Here is a 17373-nt window from a genome sequence, read left to right as displayed (position 1 = left end):
TCATGCCCGTGCGCCCAAACGGAGCTGGCCCCGGGCCATGATGGACAGCATCACCTCGCTGGTCCCGCCCGCGATCGTCTCCATGAACGACTGCCTCCAGAGAAATGGCATCGGTTCGGCCACGTCGAGCGCCTCGGCGCCGCACAGATCAAGCGCCGCCCGTGGGATCGCCTGCGCCAGGCGCGTGCCGAGGAACTTGGTGCGCGCCGCGGCCTCTACTGCCGGGCGCCCGGAGCACAGCTCGGCGAGCGTCACCATCGAACTGGCCTCGACCTGCCTGTACCGGGCCGTGAGCTCGGCGAATACGGCGGCTCCCCGCGGATCGCCGAGGCGACCGCTGCGCTCGAGGAGGCGGCGCAGATCGGCGAGGTCGCGCTCGACGCGGCCGGGCAGCAGCTGGAGATGGCGCTCCACCGCGAGGGCCTCGCGGATGATCGACCACGCCGCACCCTCGCCTCCGACCCGGTCCACTTTCGGAACCACGACACCGTCGAGGAAGACCTGGTTCAACCGGTGCCCGTCGATGGTCTCGATCGGAGCGACAGTGATCCCAGGCGCAGCCATGTCGACGATCAGGAGCGTCAACCCTCGACCGCGGTCCTCGAGCGCACCCGTGCGGCACAGTAACCACAGGTAGTCCGCGTGGTGGGCGTCGGACGTCCAGCACTTCTCACCCGACACGACGTAGCTGTCACCGTCGACCACCGCCCGGGTTCGCAGCCCGGACAGATCGCTGCCCGCCTCGGGCTCGGAGTAGCCGAGCGCAAAGCACGTCGAGCCGATCGAGAGGCCCGGGAGGTAGCGCGCCTGCTGCGTGTCAGTGCCGTGCGTGGTGAGCACGTGGGCGATGATTCCCGGCCCGAGATCCGGCCGGGCCGCACGGTGCCGGGCAGCCGTGTTCCACAACAGGAAGTCGTAGGTCGGCGGCTTCGCAGCGCCGCCGACTTCGACCGGCCAACCGAGGCTCAGCCAGCCGCGGGCGCCGAGCTCCCGGTACAGGCGTCGGACGTCGCCGCCGCGTCCGTGGTAGAAGCCGAAGGGGTCGGTGGTCGTCGTCGCGAAGAACTCGTCCACCTCATCGAGGAACGCGATCTCGTCGTCGTCGAGGAACGTACGGATCATGTCGACCTCAAAGCTCCAGCTCTCCGCGCCGGATGCCTTTCACGATCTGCTCGCGCAGGATCTCGGCGGAGCCGTCCGCCACGCGGATGCGCCGTACCTGCTGCCAGGCCTCGGCGAGGCCGAGCTCGTTCGTGAATCCCATCGCGCCGTGAGCCTGGACGGCGGTGTCGATCGCCCGCGCGGCCATCTCGGTCGAGTACGCCTTGGCGATCGCCAGATCGGTGCGGCCGGTCGCGCCGCGATCGAGACGCCGGGCGCACTCGATGCCGAGGAGACGCGCCGCGCTGATCTCCATCACGGCATCGGCCAGGCGGTGCGACACGGCCTGGAACTCGATGATCGAACGACCGAACGCCTTGCGCTGCTCGGCGTACTCGGCCGCCATCGCGACCGCCCACCGAGCCAAGCCGACCGAGCGGGCCGAGTTGTACAGGCGCCCGGACGACACTCCCGACATCGCGATGCGCATGCCGTCGCCGATCTCGCCAACGACGAAGTCGTCCGGAACGAAGACTTGGTCGAGGCTGAGGATCGCCTCGTCGCCACCGGGATGCCCGAACATCTCGATCACGCTGTCCACCCGAAAGCCGTGGCTGTTGGTGGGGACGAGGAACGCTCCCACACCGCCACGTCGAGAGCGCGCCGCTTCGCGGTCGATCACGGCGAAAACCAGCGCGTAATCGGCGTAGGGTCCGTTGGTGACCCACTGCTTCGTGCCCGACAGCACCCATCCGCCGTCGGTGCGCTCGGCAGTCGATGCCATCATCCAGGCGTCGGAGCCGGCGTCGGGCTCGGACATCGCGAAGCACATGGACTGGGTGCCGGCCAGCAGTGCAGGCACGATGGTAGAGCGGACGTGGTCCGTCGCCTGCAGCAGCACCTGGCTCGGGCCGCGTGCCCAGTGCGCGACCGACCAGTACCCGAGCCAGTTGAGCGATCCGCACTCGCGGTAGATCGCCTCCCACACGCGGTAGAGCGCCTCGTACCCGAGGCCGCCTCCGCCGAGCTCCACCGGAGTCAGCATCGCGTAGTAGCCTGCTTCGGCCGAGGCCTGGCGGACGGCGCGAATCTCGTCGAGGACCTCGGACGTGAAGCGACCGGACCGTTCGAACTGATGCTTGGTCTCGCTGAGGTGGGGACGCTGGCGATGACGCACGATCACCTCAGCTCGGAGGAACGAGCGGAGGCCGTCGACGACGGCGTCGAGTACGTCGGACTGGTCGACGGCGCGGGGATTAGCGAGCATATGTCAGGTCCTGGGTCGAGGATTCGTCTGAGACGAGGGGGAAATGGCAGGCGACGCTGTGGCCATCGCCGATCGAGCGGAGTGCTGGCTCCTCGATGGCGCAGATCGACTCGGCGCGTGGGCAACGCGTCCGGAAGCGGCATCCCGACGGGGGGTCGAGCGGGGACGGTGGCTCACCGGTCACCAGTCCGCTGCGCAGCGGCGCGACCCCGGGATCGGGCACGGGCACCGACTTCAGTAACGCGTCGGTGTAGTGGTGAGCCGGCGAGGAGTACAGGACCTCGGGTCGCCCGACCTCGCAGAGTTTGCCGAGGTACATCACCGCCACTCGATCGCTCACGTTCCGCACGACGGCGAGGTCGTGTGCGATGAAGACGATCGTCAGGTCGAACCGCGCCTTCATGTCCTCGAGCAGGTTGCAGATCTGCGCCTGGACGGACACATCGAGCGCGGAGACCGGCTCGTCGCAGATGAGCACCTTCGGTTCGAGCACCAATGCGCGGGCGATCGAGATGCGTTGGCACTGGCCACCAGAGAACTGGTGCGGGCGCCGATCCATCGCCGCTGCGGGATCGAGACCGACGGCTTCGAGTGTGGCGGCGACGATGTCGGCGCGCTGGGCCTTGGTACCACGGCTCCAGACGTGGAGCGGCTCGGCGACGATGTCGCGCACCGTGTGCATCGGATTGAGCGACGAGATCGGGTCCTGAAAAATGATTTGGATGCCGGTGCGGGCGCGGCGTAGCTCCGTCCCGCTCAGTCCGCAGAGGTCGACACCATCGAACACCACGCGACCGGCGGTCGGCCGGACGATTTGGACGATCGCCTTGCCGGTCGTGGACTTGCCGCACCCCGACTCGCCGACGAGCCCGAGCGTCTGGCCCCGAGCCACTTCAAAGCTCACGTCCGAGACCGCGCGCACCGTGCCGTGTCGCACCGGATACTCCACCGTGAGGCCGTCGACGAGCAACGTGGGCGCGCGCACCGTGGGACTCATGCCGCTCCCGTCGGCTGCCCGAGCCGTCCGGCGACGGCACCCCCGGCACCGAGGCCGGCTGCGCTGGCGCCGTCACGGCGCTGCGGCTCGTCCAGGGGGTACCAGCAGCGGTAGGCGTGCGCCGTGGTCTCGTCAACCACCAGCGGTGGCGGCTCGGTCGAGCAGCGGTGCCTCGCATACTGGCAGCGAGGTGCGAAGCGGCAGCCAGGCGGCATCGCCCCCAGGTTCGGTGGTCGTCCGGCAATGCTCCTGAGACGCACGTGCGTCTCGCCCTCCATCCGTGGGATGGCGGCGAGGAGCGCCTCGGTGTAGGGCATCCGGACGTTGGCGAAAAGTTCGGGTGTCGGGGCCTGCTCGACCACCTGGCCGGCGTACATCACCGCGATCCGGTCGCTGCGGCCAGCCATTACACCGAGGTCGTGGGTGATCATCACCATCGCCATGCGTCTCTTGGCCTGCTCGTCGGCGAGCAGGTTGAGGATCTGCGCCTGAACGGTCACGTCGAGTGCGGTGGTGGGCTCGTCGGCGAACAGGAGCTCGGGACCGCACGACAGTGCGATCGCGATCACGATCCGTTGCCGCATGCCACCGGAGAGCTCGTGGGGGTATTGCTGGAGTCGTCGCTCCGGCTCGGAGATGCCCACGGCCCGTATGAGCTCGACGGCGAGATCACGTGCCTGCCTGCTCGATCGCCCGAGGCGGATCCTCAAGCCCTCGGTGAGCTGCCGCCCGATCCTGACCACCGGATTCAAAGCGGTCAGCGGGTCCTGGAAGATCATCGCCATCTCGGTGCCGAGGACCCGCTGGAGGTCGTCGCGACGCCCGCCGACCAGCTCGACGCCCTTGAACCGGACAGAACCGTCCCGCACCACCCCTGGCCCGTCGAGCAGTCCCATGATCGAACGGGCGAGGACGGTCTTGCCGGATCCGGACTCGCCCACGATTCCCAACGTCTCGCCTCGATCGATCGTGAGATCGACCCCGTCGACGGCGGTGATCGCACCCGCGCGTGTACGGAAGTGGGTGCGGTAGTCGCGAACCTCGAGCAGTGGGCCCGGGCCGGCGTTGTTCGATGCCGTCATCTGCTGGCCTCGTTGTCGGTGCCGCTCTCGGTCCGTGCCAGCATCGCGAGCTCGCCGTCGGCAGCCCGGATCGCCCAGGTGTTGCCTGCGCTGGTGAGCAGGGTCAACCGCTCGCCTGCGACAACGGGGCGGCGGAACCACGCCGCAGACTCGTGTGCGGCCGGCCCGGCCGCACGCACGACGTCGTCGAGCAGTTCCAGTCCTTGCACGACGAGATCGGCGAAGCCGGCGCGGCGGCAGCGCTCGCGATCGCAGTGGAGCGGATGAGTGATCCCGCTCACCGTCGCGAACGTCGTGACCCGGGCCCGACAGACGGTGAGGTCAACGTCGGCCACCTCCTCGGGGACTGCGGGCGACGGCGGGAGCGCTCTTACGCCCTGAGGCGGATCGGGCACGCCGCAGATCGTCCGGCTCACAAGAAGCGCCGACGCCACCTCGGCGTAGCCATCGTGGGCGATCACGACGTCGGCGACCTCGGTATTCGACGGGCCGACCGAGACCCACCGACGCGACGTCGCGACGCGCAGGCGCCGGCCGCGAAGCGCGTCGACGGGCACCCGCCATCGCAGCCGTGCGTAGACCTGCATGGCGTCGTCGGGCAGGGGCTGCGCACCCGCGGGACCGTTGGGCACCAGGAGCATCCCCCAGTGGCAGGGGTCCGGCGCCGCCGGCACGATTCGCTCGACGGTGAACATCGCTGGTGTCCCACCAGGTCGGTCAGCGCGGCTGCTGCCCATCGTCCACCTTGATCACGGTCCCGGTCACGAACGAGCTCGAGGGCGAGACGAGGTACAGCAACGTCGAGTCGAGGTCGCTCGGCCGGCCCACTCGCTTGCGAGGGAACGTCTCCTCGAGGCCTGGCATCCGTTCGAGCATCATGTCGGTCATCTCGCTCGACACGGCTCCGGGCGCCATCGCCGTCACGTTGATCCCGAATCGGGCCCACTCCACAGCCAACGCTTCGGTCATGCGGTTCAGCGCAGCCTTGGAGATCGAGTAGAGCGCGGCGCCGACGCCTGTGTAGATGAACGCACCGATCGATGACACGTTGACGATGCGCCCCGGCAACTTCGCAGCGATGAGACGCCGAGCGATCTCGCACGACAGGAGGAACGGGGCGCGGACGTTGGTGTCGAGTACGGTGTCGACGAGCTCGACCGACATCCGGGTGGCGAAGGTTGCGTCGGGCACTCCTGCGTTGTTCACCAGGATCGTGACGGCACCGTACGCGCGCTCGATGGCATCGACCGCCGCGGCGAGCCCGTCGGCGTCGCGCACGTCGAGCTCGATCGGGAGGCATTCGCCGCCGGCACCTCGAATGACCGATGCTAGCTCATCGAGACGGTCGACACGGCGAGCCGCGATCGCGACCTGTGCGCCATGCTTCGCGAGTACCTGGGCGAATCGGTAGCCGAGCCCCGAGCTCGCGCCGGTGACCAGCGCAATGTGTCCGGTCAGGTCGGTGGAGAAGGAGTCGATGGAGAGGGAGCTGGTGTCGTTCACGCGCGGCGACCTCCGAATCCCGCCAGGACGCCGCCGTCGACGACGATGTCGGTTCCAGTGCAGTAGCTCGCCGCATCCGAGAGCAGCCAGGTGACGACCCGCGCCACGTCGTCGAGCTCGGCGACGCGGCCGAGAGGGATCCCCCGCGCATCGCGGCGCGAGCCGGCGATGTCGGACATGTCGGAGTCGACGCGGCCGGGGAGCACGCAGTTCACCCGGATTGCCGCCGAGGCGAGCTCGAGCGCCGCAACGCGCGTCACGCCCCGGATCGCAAACTTGGTCGCGGCATAGCCGGTGAGTCCGGTGATTCCCGCAGCGCCGGCGACGGAGCTCGTGTTGACGATCGCCCCGCCGCCCGCCTCCGCGATCGCCGGGGCGATGTGCTTGATACCAAGGATTGGGCCCAGCAGGTTCACGTCGATCATGGCCCGCAGGTCACCGACTTCGGCGTCGGTGATCGTTCCCGGCCGGAGCAAGCCGGCGTTGTTGACGAGTCCGTCGATGTGGCCGAAGCGCTCCATGGCGGCATCTCGCAGATGTCTCCAGGCGTCCTCGTCGCCGACGTCGAGTGGCACGAACATCGCAGCGTCGCCGATCGAGGCGACGATCGCCCGAGCCTCGTCGGCGAGGATGTCGCCGACGACCACGGACGCGCCGTCGCGCGCCAGCCGCGACGCGATCGCCGCGCCCTGGCCCCGGGCGCCGCCCGTAACGACGACGACTCGCCCGTCGAACTCCCTCAACCCGAAACCCCCACAAAATTAGCCGGCAGCATTGCGGACCTCTTCCCGTCGGGCCCGTTCGTGCCGGTATCAGCATTTGATTGACTGGACAGCCAACACCGGATACGTTAACCCCAATCGTCGTCGGCTGGTGCAATTGCGGCGGGGAGGGGGAGTGTTGCGCAGAATCGTCACCGCGAACGATGCACGTTCGCGGTCCTACGTCGTGAAGGACGGTGAACCGCCGGCCCGCCACGACTTCGGCGCGAGCGTCGCCACAGTGCTCTGGCGCCTCACCGCCGACGATGTCCCCGACCCGCGCGTCGCCGACACGACCGGTGACGTCGAGTTCGGCCTCGACCTCGGCGCCGGCGAGTCACGCTGGGTCTGTATCGAGTTCGGCCCCGGCTCCGAGGTCGACCGTCACGTGAGCGCGACCGTCGACCTCGGCTACGTCGTCGAGGGAGAGATCACCCTCGTGCTGGACGAGGCCGAGGTGGCGCTCCGAGCGGGTGACTTCCTCGTTCAACTCGGCGCGTACCACGCCTGGCGCAACGACGGCGTCGGCCCGTGCCGCATGGTCTTCCACGTGGTGAGCACCCATCCCGACCACTCGACCAGCGATTCGTCCCAACCTGCCTTCTACACGTCTGGAGAAATCTCATGAACCGAACCCCGCGTCGCCATCTCCTCGCCGTCCCGCTGACCTTGGCGCTCGTCGCCTTCGCGGCGCCTGGGTCGGCACCGGCCGCCACGAGCCCTCCCGATGTAGCGTCGGCCGACCGGGCGTGTTCCACGGTCGGAGAAGGAGGTGACATCACGGTCGGCGCGTACAGTTTCACGCAGTCGCTCGATCCAACTATCGCCGGCTCGAACGGCCTCCTCGGTGCTTCCGAGTTGGCGGCGATCTATGACACCTTGATTCGCTTCGACCCGGAGACCGGGGCGTTCGAGCCTCGCGTCGCCGAGTCGCTCGAGCCCAACGAGGACTTCACGGTCTGGACGCTCGTGCTCCGAAACGGCGTGACATTCGGCAACGGCGACCAGTTGACCGCGCAGGATGTAAAGGCGAGCATCGAGCGCCACCTTGCCGAGGACAGTACGTCGACGTTCAAGAGCCTCGTCACCATCATCAGCGAAATGACGGTGGTCGACGATCTCACCGTCGAGTTCACGCTGTCCGAGACGTGGCCGAAGTTCCCGTACGCGCTGACCCTCGGTCCCGGCATGATCACCAATCCCCGGGTCGTCCAGGAGCACGGCGAGAACTTCGTCAGCAATCCGGTGGGAGCGGGCGTGGGTCCGTTCGACCTCGAGCGCTTCGCTCCGAACGAGGAGGTCGTGCTGACGCCGCGCGACGACTACTGGGGTGGCGTCGTGTGCCCGTCGAGCCTGCGGTTCATCGCGGTCTCTGGTGGTCAGGCGACCTACGACGCAATGGTGAACGGCGAGCTCGACGTCATGATCAACCGTGACTCCCGCGTGATCGCGCAAGCGAAGTCCGATGGGCTCGAGGGCTTCGACTACATCGTGAGCTCCGGCTGGCTGTTCGCGCTCAACAGCGGCGCGCAGGGGAGCACCCCGCCGACCGCAGACGTGCGCATCCGCCGAGCGATCGCGGCCGCCATCGACGTGAACATCGTCAACGAGCGGGCCGAGGACGGTGACGGCATCCCGACCAGCCTCGCGATCGCGCCCGGTTCGCTGCTCTACCAGGACCTCCCTGGCCCTGCGTACGATCCTGAACTCGCCGCCTCGCTCGTCGAGGAGGTCAAGGCCGAAGGGGAGTGGGACGGCTCCGTCCGGTTCCAGTGCTCGCCGGATCCGCTCCAGAGCGAGCAGGCGCTCGCCGCGTCGGCGATGCTCGAAGCGGTCGGGTTCACGGTCGAGATGACCACCACGGCGACGATCGGCGACATGGTCACCAAGGTCGTCGGCGAAGGCGACTTCGACATCTCCTGCTGGGGGTTCAACGTCTTCGACTCGAACGTCTGGGGTGGCCTGAAGGGTCTGGGCAGTGTCGAGGCAAGCAACTACTACGGCTACAACGACCCGAACATGGACGCCGCGCTCGCAGCGCTCCGGATCGCCGCCACCCTCGACGAGGAGAAGGCGGCACTCGCCGACCTCCAGGCGGCGTGGACCGATACCGTCCCCCACATCGTGCTCGGCGCCGCGACGAACTTCGTGGGCTACGCGCAGGGCGTGAGCGGCCTTGTGCCCACCGCTGACACGATCATCCTGTACGACCAGGCGACGAGCAGCTGAGCTCGCGCGCCTCGAGGGTGTGCCGCCCGCTCCGGGGCGGCACACCGTGGACTGACATGCTCGTTCTCCCATGAGGTTCGTCCGGCTCTTCTCGCGACGGTTGCTCACGCTCGTGCCCGTCCTGTTTGGTGTGAGCTTGGCGACGTTCTTCCTGATCGACCTGGTCCCCGGAGATCCTGCGGCGATCGTGCTGGGCGCGAATGCCACGCCCGAGCAGCTCGAGATCGTGCGGGACGAGCTCAACCTCGATCAGCCGGCCCCGCAGCGCTACATCTCCTGGCTCAGCGGCGCCCTGACCGGCGACCTCGGCCGCTCCTACGTGCCTCCTGAGCAATCGGTGGCCGAGGCGATCGCGTCCAGGTTGCCGGTCACGTTCGAGCTCGCGATCGCGGCGATGCTCATCGCGACGCTCGTGTCGATCCCGCTCGGCCTGCTCGCGGCTCTGCGTGAAGGGGAGCCGATGGACGCCTTCGTCAACGCAGTGGTCATCATCACCGTGTCGATTGCGGCGTTCCTGATGGGCCTGTTACTCATCTACGCGTTCGTCCTCCACGCCGACGGTACGCGGACGGCGACCCTGGTCGGTGGGTTGCTGATCGCAGCCGGACTCGCAGCGACGGCGCTGCGTGAGCGACGACGTCCACGCACTGACCGCGCGCCGCGGACGCGCTCGCGTCTCGTTTCCGGCGCGGTCGTCCTTGCGGCGACACTCATCCTGTGGCGCTTCTGGCCCCAGCTTCCCCGGCAGGGCTTCTCGCGGCTCACCGCGGAGCGGGGAGTCCTCGAGAACCTGCGCTCAGTGGCTCTCCCGGCGATGACGCTGGCGCTGGTGGAGATTCCCGTGCTCACCACAGCGGTCCGATCCGATGCGATCGCGACGTTGCAGCAAGACTACGTGCGCTTCGCCCGGTCACGAGGCCTGTCGACCGGCTACATCATGCGGCGCCACGTTCTAAAGCCGTCGATGATGACGTTCCTCGCGATCGCTGGCGTCAGCGTCGGTCGGCTCCTCGGCGGGGCCGTTATCGTCGAGACGATCTTCGGTCTTCCCGGCATGGGGAGCCTCATCGTCAACGCGGTGGCGAACAAGGACTTCCGCATGGTGCAGGGGGCGGTGCTCGTCGTGGCGGCCTTCTACGTGGCGATGAATGCCGTCGTCGACGCTGCTGCCCGCTACATCGACCCGAGGATCAGCGATGGTTGAGGCGATGGTTGTCGCTGTCGGGACCGTGCCGCCGCTGGCGCGGAGGAGTGGGCCACAGGAGCCGCTCGCCGTCGACGCCGCGCTGCTCGTCGCTGGCCTCGCCGGCTTTGTGGTGGGGTGCTACTCCTGGCTCGGAGTCGCCGGCGGAGGTCGCGTCGGCGTCACCGTCGTCTCGCTCGCCGTCACCGGCGTCGCCGCATGGCGCCTGCTGCGTCACCGCTGGAGCGGCCAGCAGCTCGGGCTCTGGTTGAGCCTGGGTTGGCTGTCCCTCGTGGCCGGCGCGGCGATATTCGCCGACGTGCTCCCGCTCCGCGAAGCACGCGAGCCGTCGAAGACTCTGGCCGACCCGATCTTGCTCCGGCCCGACCTGTTGTCGTCACATCCGCTGGGTACCGACCGAGCCGCCCTCGACATGCTCGGTGGAGTCGTGTACGGCGCGCGCGTCTCACTCACCGTCGGCTTCGGAGCGGTCGCGCTCGGCCTCGTGATCGGTGTGCCGATCGGCATCGCCGCCGGCTACTTTCGGCGTCGGTACGAGACCGCGATCGACTTCGTCACGAACGTGATGCTCGCGTTCCCGCCGGTCATCCTGCTGTTGGCGATGGTGAGCATCGTGTCGCCGAGCATGTTCAACCTCGCCGTCGCCCTCGGCGTGCTGATGGTTCCGATCTACGTGCGGATCGCCAAGCTGAACACGCTCACCTGTGCCGAGCGCGACTTCGTACGTGCCGCCGAGGTCATCGGCGCGACGCGGCGCCGCATCCTCGCCCACGAGATCTTCCCGTGCGTGGTGCCGCCCGTCGGTGCGTATGCGGTGGTCGTGCTCGCCAGCGCCATCGTGGCGGAGGCGTCCCTGAGCTATCTCGGCCTCGGCATCCAGCGACCCGAGCCGACGTGGGGGAACATGATCGCGGCCGGCCAGGACAGCTTCCGTGACAACCCGCATCTGGTGTTCGTGCCGGGAACGGCGCTGGTGGCAACCGTGCTGGCCCTGAACACCCTGAGCAACGTGCTCCGCCGCCGTACCGACACGCGAGAGACGTCGCGATGACGCATCCCGCGATGTTCGTGCTCGCTGAGGCCGAACCCGGCCGGCTCGGCGAGCTCGCCCGCTGGTACGCCGAGCGGCACCTCCCCGAAATGCTCGACGTGCCCGGCATCGCGTCGGCGACGCAGTACCGGCCGGTTGCGGATCCCGGCGCCGAAGCGCCGGCCAGCCTTCTCACCATCTACCGCTTCGACACTGACGATGCCCAAGACGTGATTGCCCAGCTCGCGGCGCGCCGCCACGAGATGTCGGCCACGACCGCCCTCGCGGCTGCCACCGTGTGGCTCGGCCGCGATATCCCCGATGACTACAACGCCGCACCCCGCAGAGGAGAGCACCCGTGACCCGAGTCCGATCCACGACGATGCGCGTCGACGACCTCGAGGTCGCGGCCCGCGACTTTGCGTCTGCGCTCGGCACGAGCTTCGAGCGCGTGCCCCACCCGACGTTCGGCGTCGAGTCGGCGGTGAGTCCGATCGTCACACTCGTGGCGTCGCACAGCGTGCCGGCCACCCGCGGCCCCCTGCTCGAGGTGGAGTTCGAGGTCGGCGACTGCCATGCCGCGGCGGCGCGACTGGCTGCCGCCGGCCATGACGTCCGCCGGGTGGGCGACGGCAGCCGACCGCGTCACGCCTTCGAGCTCCACGGCCTACCCATGGTGGTGACCGCTCCGGCGGCCGCCGATGGGCCAAGCGATGCCGCGACGGCGCGGTTCGACCGAGCGGTGCTCGTGGTCGATGACGCCCGCGCCGCGTCGGGCTTGCTCAAGGAGGTACTCGGCGTCGAGCTCAACGCGTTCGACGTGGACAACATGCGCATCTGCGTAGCCATCGGCGAGCAGGGCATCGAGTTCATCTCGCGGCTCGACCCCGTGATCGACATCGAGACATCGTGGCACGGCACCGTCGCTGGCTACGCCGTGCAGGTGCATGATCTGGACCACTCCCGCGAACGGATGCGCGAGCTGGGTGCCGAGGTCACCCATGAGTTCACGACACCGGGTGGCCTGCTCGAGGTGTTCTACGGCCGTCCGGGACTTCACGGGGTGCCGCTGACCCTGATCCCGTTCCACGAGGAGGGTGCGCTCCTCGAATCGATGGGCCTGACGGACGGAGTGACTACTGTGAGCCCGACGATCGGCTGAGCGCGGTTGGCGTCGGATCAGCGCGCCTCACGAGGTCTTTCGGCCGGGCACGATCACCGATGGCGGCTGGTTGCAGCAGCGCAGGTCGGCCTCAGCGGCGGTGACCACGATGAACTCAGCGTTGCACCCGTCGCACCGCAGGCGGGTCCCTGATTTGGTCGTCGGTGGGATCATCGGTCGCTCCAGGGCCCTCGTCAATCCGACGAGGGGAGTGGTTTGGTGGTCTGCAGTTCCATCGGCTCGCCGTGGCATGTGATGCGGCCGCTCCCACCCTTGGCACACATCACCGTGAGGCCGCACTGCGCGCACAGGTACCGCTTGCCGACCTGGTTGATGTCGTTCATATCTCCTCCTTACATCCGTCTCTGTCGTGCCCGGTCACCGGGTGATAGCGAACTCGCGCTGGCGAGCGATCCGACCATCGCGGAACCAGAACCGTCCGATGTACTGCTTGTCGAACTCGTGGCCGGTTTCGTGCACGCGGCCCTGTGCGTGGAACTCGACCACGAGCTGATCGGGATCCGCACACGGCACCACCTCGTCGATCGTGAGGACGAGGTGATTGAGGTCGTAGGCGCGGGTGAGGAGCTCGGACAGTTGTTCGCGGCCCTCAAAACACAGTGGTGGTGAGGCGAACACGACCTCGAGCACCGCGTCGTCGCAGTAGTACTGGAGCTGCTCGTCGGCGTCGGCGCGGCTCGCCGCCGCGAAGGCGCGCTCGAGCACGTCGAGGTTCGCTTGACGACCGGCAGCGGCGGGACTGTCGGTCGGCGTCATCGTGCCCTCCTTTTCGGCCGACCGACCCGCACACCATCGAGGACGAGCCCGACGATGATGCTGGCCACTGCCTCGGCGTCGCCGACCCGCTCGGGTTGCAGGGCCGTCGTCGCGTTCATCATCCCGAACAAGGCGACTCCGAAGACGTAGAGGTCGAGACCGGGATCGAGCTCGCCGGCCCGCTGGGCATCTTCGAGGAGGCTGCGCCAGTAGTTGCCGTAGGCTCGCTGCTCGTCGAGATGGGCGGCGCGGACGTCGTCGGGCACCTCGTTGACGACGCGGCTCTGAGCGGACGCGATTGTGCTGATATCGAGCACGACGAGTAGGTGGGCCTTGATCGCCGCGGCGACGCGTTCGATCGGAGCGGCGTCGGAAGCGAGCGAGTCGACCGCTTGGTGGACGTGCCGCCACGCGGTGCCCATGCCGATGTGCAGGATCTCGCCCACGAGCGCCTCGCGCGACGCGAAGTGGTAGTAGAGGCTGCCTGTCTGGACGCCTGCACGCTCGGCGATGTCGGTGAGCCGGGTATTCGAATAGCCGCGATCGCGGAACAGCTCGGCCGCGGCCTCGAGGATGCGCTGCCTGGTTCGCATCGCCTTCGGCTCCAGCGCGGAGCGCCGTTCGGACGGGGACATGGACACGACATCGTAGGGGCACACGCTACTGCAGGATTACTTGACTGGCCAGTCAAACAATAGATACTCTGCATTCGCATCCGAGGGGGCAGACCGCCCCAAATGGCGCGTGATGCCGCAGCTTTCGCCTGATCGGAGGGGCTCCATGTTCCGTTTCTTCAGCGTCGACGATCACATCATCGAGCCGGCCGACGTCTGGACCAGCCGTGTGCCGGCCAAGTATCGAGACGTCGCCCCGCACGTCGTCGAAGAGGGCGACCGCCAGTTCTGGGAGTTCGAAGACCAGCGGATCACCACGATGGGCACCAACGCGGTGGTTGGCAAGCCTCCCGATGAATGGAGCGTCGAGCCGATCAGCTTCGATGATATGCGCAGGGCGTGCTACGACCCGGTGCTCCGAGCAGCCGACCTGCGATCGCAAGGCATCTTCGCAAGCGTCAACTTTCCCACGCTGCCCCGGTTTGGCGGCGCGCTGTTCGCCGGCTTCAAGGACAAGGTCCTTGCCCACCACTGCGTGCGGGCGTGGAACGACTTTCTCATTGACGAGTGGTGCGCCGCAGATCCCGACATGTTCGTGCCGATGGTCATCGTGCAGCTCTGGGATCCCGAGCTCGCCGCCGAGGAGATCCAGCGGTGCATCGAAAAGGGGGCCAAAGCGGTCTGCTTCGTCGAGAACACGACGCCGCTCGGACTGCCTTCGCTCCACGACGAGTCGCACTGGGACCCGATCTTCGGGCTGTGCGAGGAGGCCGAGCTCCCGGTCTGCATGCACATCGGGAGCTCGGGTTCGAGCTCGGTCCCCGACCCGAAGACACCGATGATCGTCACGTTCGCGTCGGTCGCGTTCGCCGGCGCCGCGCTGGCGTCGATCAACATGATGATGTCGCCGGTGCCGCGGCGCTTCCCGAACATCAAGCTCGTGTGGTCCGAGGGTGGCATCGGCTGGGTGCCCGCGGCGATGGAGCGCGCCGACCGGCAGTACGCCCGACACCTTTGGTCACACGCCTCGAACGACCTGATGCCATCCGAGGTGTGCCGGCGGAACATGTGGTTCTGCATGATCGAGGAGCCGGTCGGCATCAAGTACCGGCACGACTTCGAGATCGACCACATCCTGTGGGAATCCGATTACCCGCACGCCGACACCCCGTTCCCGAACACCCAGGAGAACGCCAGCGAAGTGTTCGCCGGAGTGCCCCAGGACGAGATCGACCTGATCACGCATCGCAACGCCGAGCAGCTCTTCCACCACCAGCTGGTCGGCCCCCAGCCCGCCGGTACGAGCGCAGGTTGAGCCAGAGAGATCATGCGGGGTCCTCTTGAACACCTCCTCGTCGTCGACGCGTCCGAAGTCGGCGCCGATGCCCTGGCCGGGATGATCTACGCCGACTACGGCGCCACCGTGGTCATCGCCGGGCGCGGCCATGCGAGCGGCGTCGAGAAAGGTGGCGCCCCCGGATCCGACGTGTTGGAGGTATGGGACCGCAACAAGCTGGCCGCCGACCCGGACGATCTCGAAGCTTTGCTGGCACGGGCCGACATACTGATCGGTGCGCCGTCCACCCCCGACGGACAACCCCGCTGGTCGAACGATGAGATCGCTCAGCGGTGGCCGCAGCTCGTCTACGCGCGGACCACGGCGTTCGGCGATCAGAGCCCGTGGGGCTCGATCGAGCCGATCCCGGCACTGGTGGAAGCACGCTTGGGCGTGATGGCCGAGCAGGACGGGCCAAGTACGCGCCCTCACTACCTGGGGCATCCCAGCACCACCTATGCGACCGCGCTCCTCATCGTGATCGGCACGCTCGCAGCACTGCGGGCGCGCCGGGCGATCGGCACCGGACAGCGCGTCGACGCGTCGTTCCTCGACGGCATCTTGGCCCTCAGCACCATGAACTGGTGGTGGAACGAGAAAGACGTCTCCTACCTCGCCCGGTCGGGCACCGACCTCGGTTTCGGGCGGAGCCGCATCATCACCGACCTCTTCGAGTGTGCCGACGGCGAGTGGATCGTCATCCACACCGGCGGGACCGGTGGGTTCAAGCGCGCACTCGACATCTTGGGCGTGGGGGAGAACGTGCGCACGATCCCCGGCGTCGAGACCTCGGTGCCGCTCGACGACGACGAGTACCACGCGGCCCGGGTCCTCGCCCCCAAGGCATTCGCGGCGCAGCCCCGCCACGAGTGGTTGCGTCGCTTCCACGCCGCCGACCTCGCGGCGCTGCCTGTCCTGCGTCCGACCGAGGTGTTCGACGATGAGCAGGTCAAGTACGACCGAGTCGTGGAGCGGTTCGAGACGTCGGCGGGCCGCCATCTCCGCCAGGTCGGGCGGTGCATCACGTTCTCCTCCGCCGACCCCGCCGCGATCCGACCGGCCCCTCGACCCGGCGAATACGCCGAAGCGGTTCGGCAACTACTCGACACCCGTGAACCGCTCGCGTCGGCGCCGAGTGCCTCCGAGCCGGGCGATGGCCCGCTTGCCGGTCTGCGGGTACTGGACTTCAGCTCGTACTTCGCCGGGCCGTACGGCGCCCGTCTGCTGTCGGACCTCGGCGCCGACGTCATCAAGATCGAACCGCTCGAGGGCGACCCGATGCGGCCGCTTCCCGATCCCTTCGAGGGTGCCCAACGCGGCAAGCGTGCCATCGCGGTTGATCTCAAATCGCCCCGCGGTCTCCAGATCGTGCACCGCCTCGTCGCGACCGCGGACGTGGTGATGCACAACTTCCGGCCCGGCAAAGCCGATCGCCTCGGCATCGGGGAGAACGAGCTGCGCGCGATCAAGCCCGATCTCATCTACTGCTACCTCCCGGGCTTCGGGTCGAGCGGGCCCAAGTCCGGCCTGAAGAGCTTCGCCCCGCTGCTGTCGGGCTTCGTCGGCAACTTTTACGAGGGCGCAGGCAGCGGCCGTCCGCCCGTGCGCCGCGTCATCGGCAACGAGGACTACTACAACGGCCTCTCAGGCGCCGTGGCCGTGCTGATGGCGCTGGAGTGCCGCGAATCCTCGGGCCGGGCTCAGTCGATCGAGAGCGCGCAGCTGCGCTCGGCCTTGTTTGCCACCTCGCACAACTTCCTCGACAACGACGGTCTCCACATGCCCCTGGCGATCGACGGCGACCAGCGGGGATCCGGACCACTCAACCAGCTGTTCCCCACGACTGACGGTTGGGTGATGGTGGCGGCGAGCACCGACCGCTCCCGCGCCGCGTTGCGCTCGCTCGTCGCACTCGACGACGACGCCGCCCCCCAGCAAGTCGCCAAGGCGCTCGAGGAGAGGTCCTCCGGGTCGACCGTGGAGGAGCTGTTGGCGTGGCTGGCAGCGGCCGGCGTCCCCTGCGAGGCGGCGGTCGACCACCCGCGGATGCCCGAGCTTCTGTGGGACGAGTGGCTGCACGAGACCGGACGCGTGCTCGAGCAGCACCATCCCTCGTGGGGGTGGATCCGTGAGATCGGACTGCTATCGCACCTCTCGCGCACTCCCGGGGTGCGCAAGGGCCACGGACCGATCCTCGGCCAGGACACGAAGGCGCTGCTCGAGGAGCTCGGCTATGAGGCCACCGAAATAGCGGACCTCGTCGCGGCGGGTGTCTGCGTCGTCGCCCCGCCGGTGGGTCCGGAGTTCTGA

19 protein-coding genes are annotated in these 17373 nt (G+C 68.2%); 8 read left to right on the top strand and 11 right to left on the bottom strand.

Translation table 11 applies throughout. The features are described from left to right. From DN771_RS07360 to DN771_RS07330, 7 genes are read right to left on the bottom strand one after another with little or no spacing between them, the layout of a single operon-like run. A complete protein-coding gene (locus DN771_RS07360; RefSeq protein WP_116996702.1) occupies positions 1-1122 on the bottom strand; it encodes an acyl-CoA dehydrogenase family protein in 1122 nt (373 codons plus the stop codon). A 7-nt stretch (positions 1123-1129) separates the two neighbouring features. Beyond that, complete coding sequence (locus tag DN771_RS07355) at positions 1130-2368, bottom strand: acyl-CoA dehydrogenase family protein (RefSeq protein ID WP_116996701.1); 1239 nt, start codon at positions 2366-2368, stop codon at positions 1130-1132. Then, positions 2358-3365 carry an ABC transporter ATP-binding protein gene (locus tag DN771_RS07350; RefSeq protein WP_116996700.1) on the bottom strand — a complete coding sequence of 336 codons (1008 nt, stop codon included), beginning with the start codon at positions 3363-3365 and terminating at the stop codon, positions 2358-2360. The genes DN771_RS07355 and DN771_RS07350 overlap by 11 nt, the downstream gene beginning before the upstream one ends. Beyond that, complete coding sequence (locus tag DN771_RS07345) at positions 3362-4447, bottom strand: ABC transporter ATP-binding protein (RefSeq protein WP_116996699.1); 1086 nt, start codon at positions 4445-4447, stop codon at positions 3362-3364. Before DN771_RS07345 ends, DN771_RS07350 begins: the two co-directional genes overlap by 4 nt. Next, positions 4444-5142, bottom strand: a complete 699-nt coding sequence (locus DN771_RS07340; protein WP_162941666.1) for a MaoC family dehydratase — start codon at positions 5140-5142, stop codon at positions 4444-4446. The genes DN771_RS07345 and DN771_RS07340 overlap by 4 nt, the downstream gene beginning before the upstream one ends. Positions 5143-5164: 22 nt before the next feature. Next, positions 5165-5950 (bottom strand): SDR family NAD(P)-dependent oxidoreductase, encoded by a 786-nt coding sequence (locus DN771_RS07335; protein ID WP_227462285.1) that lies wholly within the window; start codon positions 5948-5950, stop codon positions 5165-5167. Next, positions 5947-6693, bottom strand: coding sequence for an SDR family NAD(P)-dependent oxidoreductase (locus DN771_RS07330; protein WP_116996697.1), 747 nt, complete (start codon positions 6691-6693; stop codon positions 5947-5949). Before DN771_RS07330 ends, DN771_RS07335 begins: the two co-directional genes overlap by 4 nt. A 205-nt stretch (positions 6694-6898) precedes the next feature. Here DN771_RS07330 and DN771_RS07325 point away from each other — a divergent pair, with 205 nt between their 5' ends. The 6 genes from DN771_RS07325 to DN771_RS07300 all read left to right on the top strand — a co-directional run bounded on the left by DN771_RS07325 (position 6899) and on the right by DN771_RS07300 (position 12336). Then, entirely contained in the window at positions 6899-7339 is a 441-nt protein-coding gene (locus tag DN771_RS07325) for a cupin domain-containing protein (RefSeq protein WP_162941665.1), read from the top strand. After that, positions 7336-8940, top strand: coding sequence for an ABC transporter substrate-binding protein (locus DN771_RS07320; RefSeq protein WP_116996695.1), 1605 nt, complete (start codon positions 7336-7338; stop codon positions 8938-8940). Before DN771_RS07325 ends, DN771_RS07320 begins: the two co-directional genes overlap by 4 nt. Positions 8941-9010: 70 nt before the next feature. Next, complete coding sequence (locus tag DN771_RS07315; protein ID WP_116996694.1) at positions 9011-10144, top strand: ABC transporter permease; 1134 nt, start codon at positions 9011-9013, stop codon at positions 10142-10144. 4 nt (positions 10145-10148) lie between these two features. Continuing rightward, positions 10149-11195 (top strand): ABC transporter permease, encoded by a 1047-nt coding sequence (locus DN771_RS07310; RefSeq protein ID WP_205528464.1) that lies wholly within the window; start codon positions 10149-10151, stop codon positions 11193-11195. Then, entirely contained in the window at positions 11192-11536 is a 345-nt protein-coding gene (locus tag DN771_RS07305; protein ID WP_116996693.1) for a hypothetical protein, read from the top strand. Before DN771_RS07310 ends, DN771_RS07305 begins: the two co-directional genes overlap by 4 nt. Further along, the gene (locus tag DN771_RS07300; RefSeq protein WP_162941664.1) at positions 11533-12336 is read left to right on the top strand and encodes a hypothetical protein; all 804 of its coding nucleotides are present in this window, start codon (positions 11533-11535) and stop codon (positions 12334-12336) included. Before DN771_RS07305 ends, DN771_RS07300 begins: the two co-directional genes overlap by 4 nt. 27 nt (positions 12337-12363) lie before the next feature. Here DN771_RS07300 and DN771_RS29360 read toward each other — a convergent pair whose 3' ends face one another. Genes DN771_RS29360 through DN771_RS07285 form a run of 4 tightly spaced genes read right to left on the bottom strand, consistent with a single transcriptional unit; the run spans position 12364 to position 13748 of the window. Beyond that, entirely contained in the window at positions 12364-12510 is a 147-nt protein-coding gene (locus tag DN771_RS29360; RefSeq protein WP_162941663.1) for a hypothetical protein, read from the bottom strand. Positions 12511-12530: 20 nt separating this feature from the next. Next, complete coding sequence (locus DN771_RS07295; RefSeq protein ID WP_116996691.1) at positions 12531-12680, bottom strand: hypothetical protein; 150 nt, start codon at positions 12678-12680, stop codon at positions 12531-12533. 34 nt (positions 12681-12714) lie between these two features. Then, on the bottom strand, positions 12715-13113 hold the full coding sequence (locus tag DN771_RS07290) for a nuclear transport factor 2 family protein (RefSeq protein ID WP_116996690.1): 399 nt from the start codon (positions 13111-13113) through the stop codon (positions 12715-12717). Next, positions 13110-13748, bottom strand: coding sequence for a TetR/AcrR family transcriptional regulator (locus DN771_RS07285; protein WP_162941662.1), 639 nt, complete (start codon positions 13746-13748; stop codon positions 13110-13112). The genes DN771_RS07290 and DN771_RS07285 overlap by 4 nt, the downstream gene beginning before the upstream one ends. A gap of 145 nt (positions 13749-13893) precedes the next feature. Between DN771_RS07285 and DN771_RS07280 the strand changes: the two genes are divergently transcribed. Beyond that, a complete protein-coding gene (locus tag DN771_RS07280; protein ID WP_116996688.1) occupies positions 13894-15042 on the top strand; it encodes an amidohydrolase family protein in 1149 nt (382 codons plus the stop codon). Between the two features lie 12 nt (positions 15043-15054). Then, positions 15055-17373: a CaiB/BaiF CoA-transferase family protein gene (locus tag DN771_RS07275; protein WP_116996687.1), complete on the top strand. Its 2319-nt coding sequence runs from the start codon at positions 15055-15057 to the stop codon at positions 17371-17373.

Source organism: Desertimonas flava, from assembly GCF_003426815.1.
Classification (GTDB): domain Bacteria; phylum Actinomycetota; class Acidimicrobiia; order Acidimicrobiales; family Ilumatobacteraceae; genus Desertimonas; species Desertimonas flava.
This window is presented reverse-complemented; position numbering and strand designations above follow the sequence as displayed.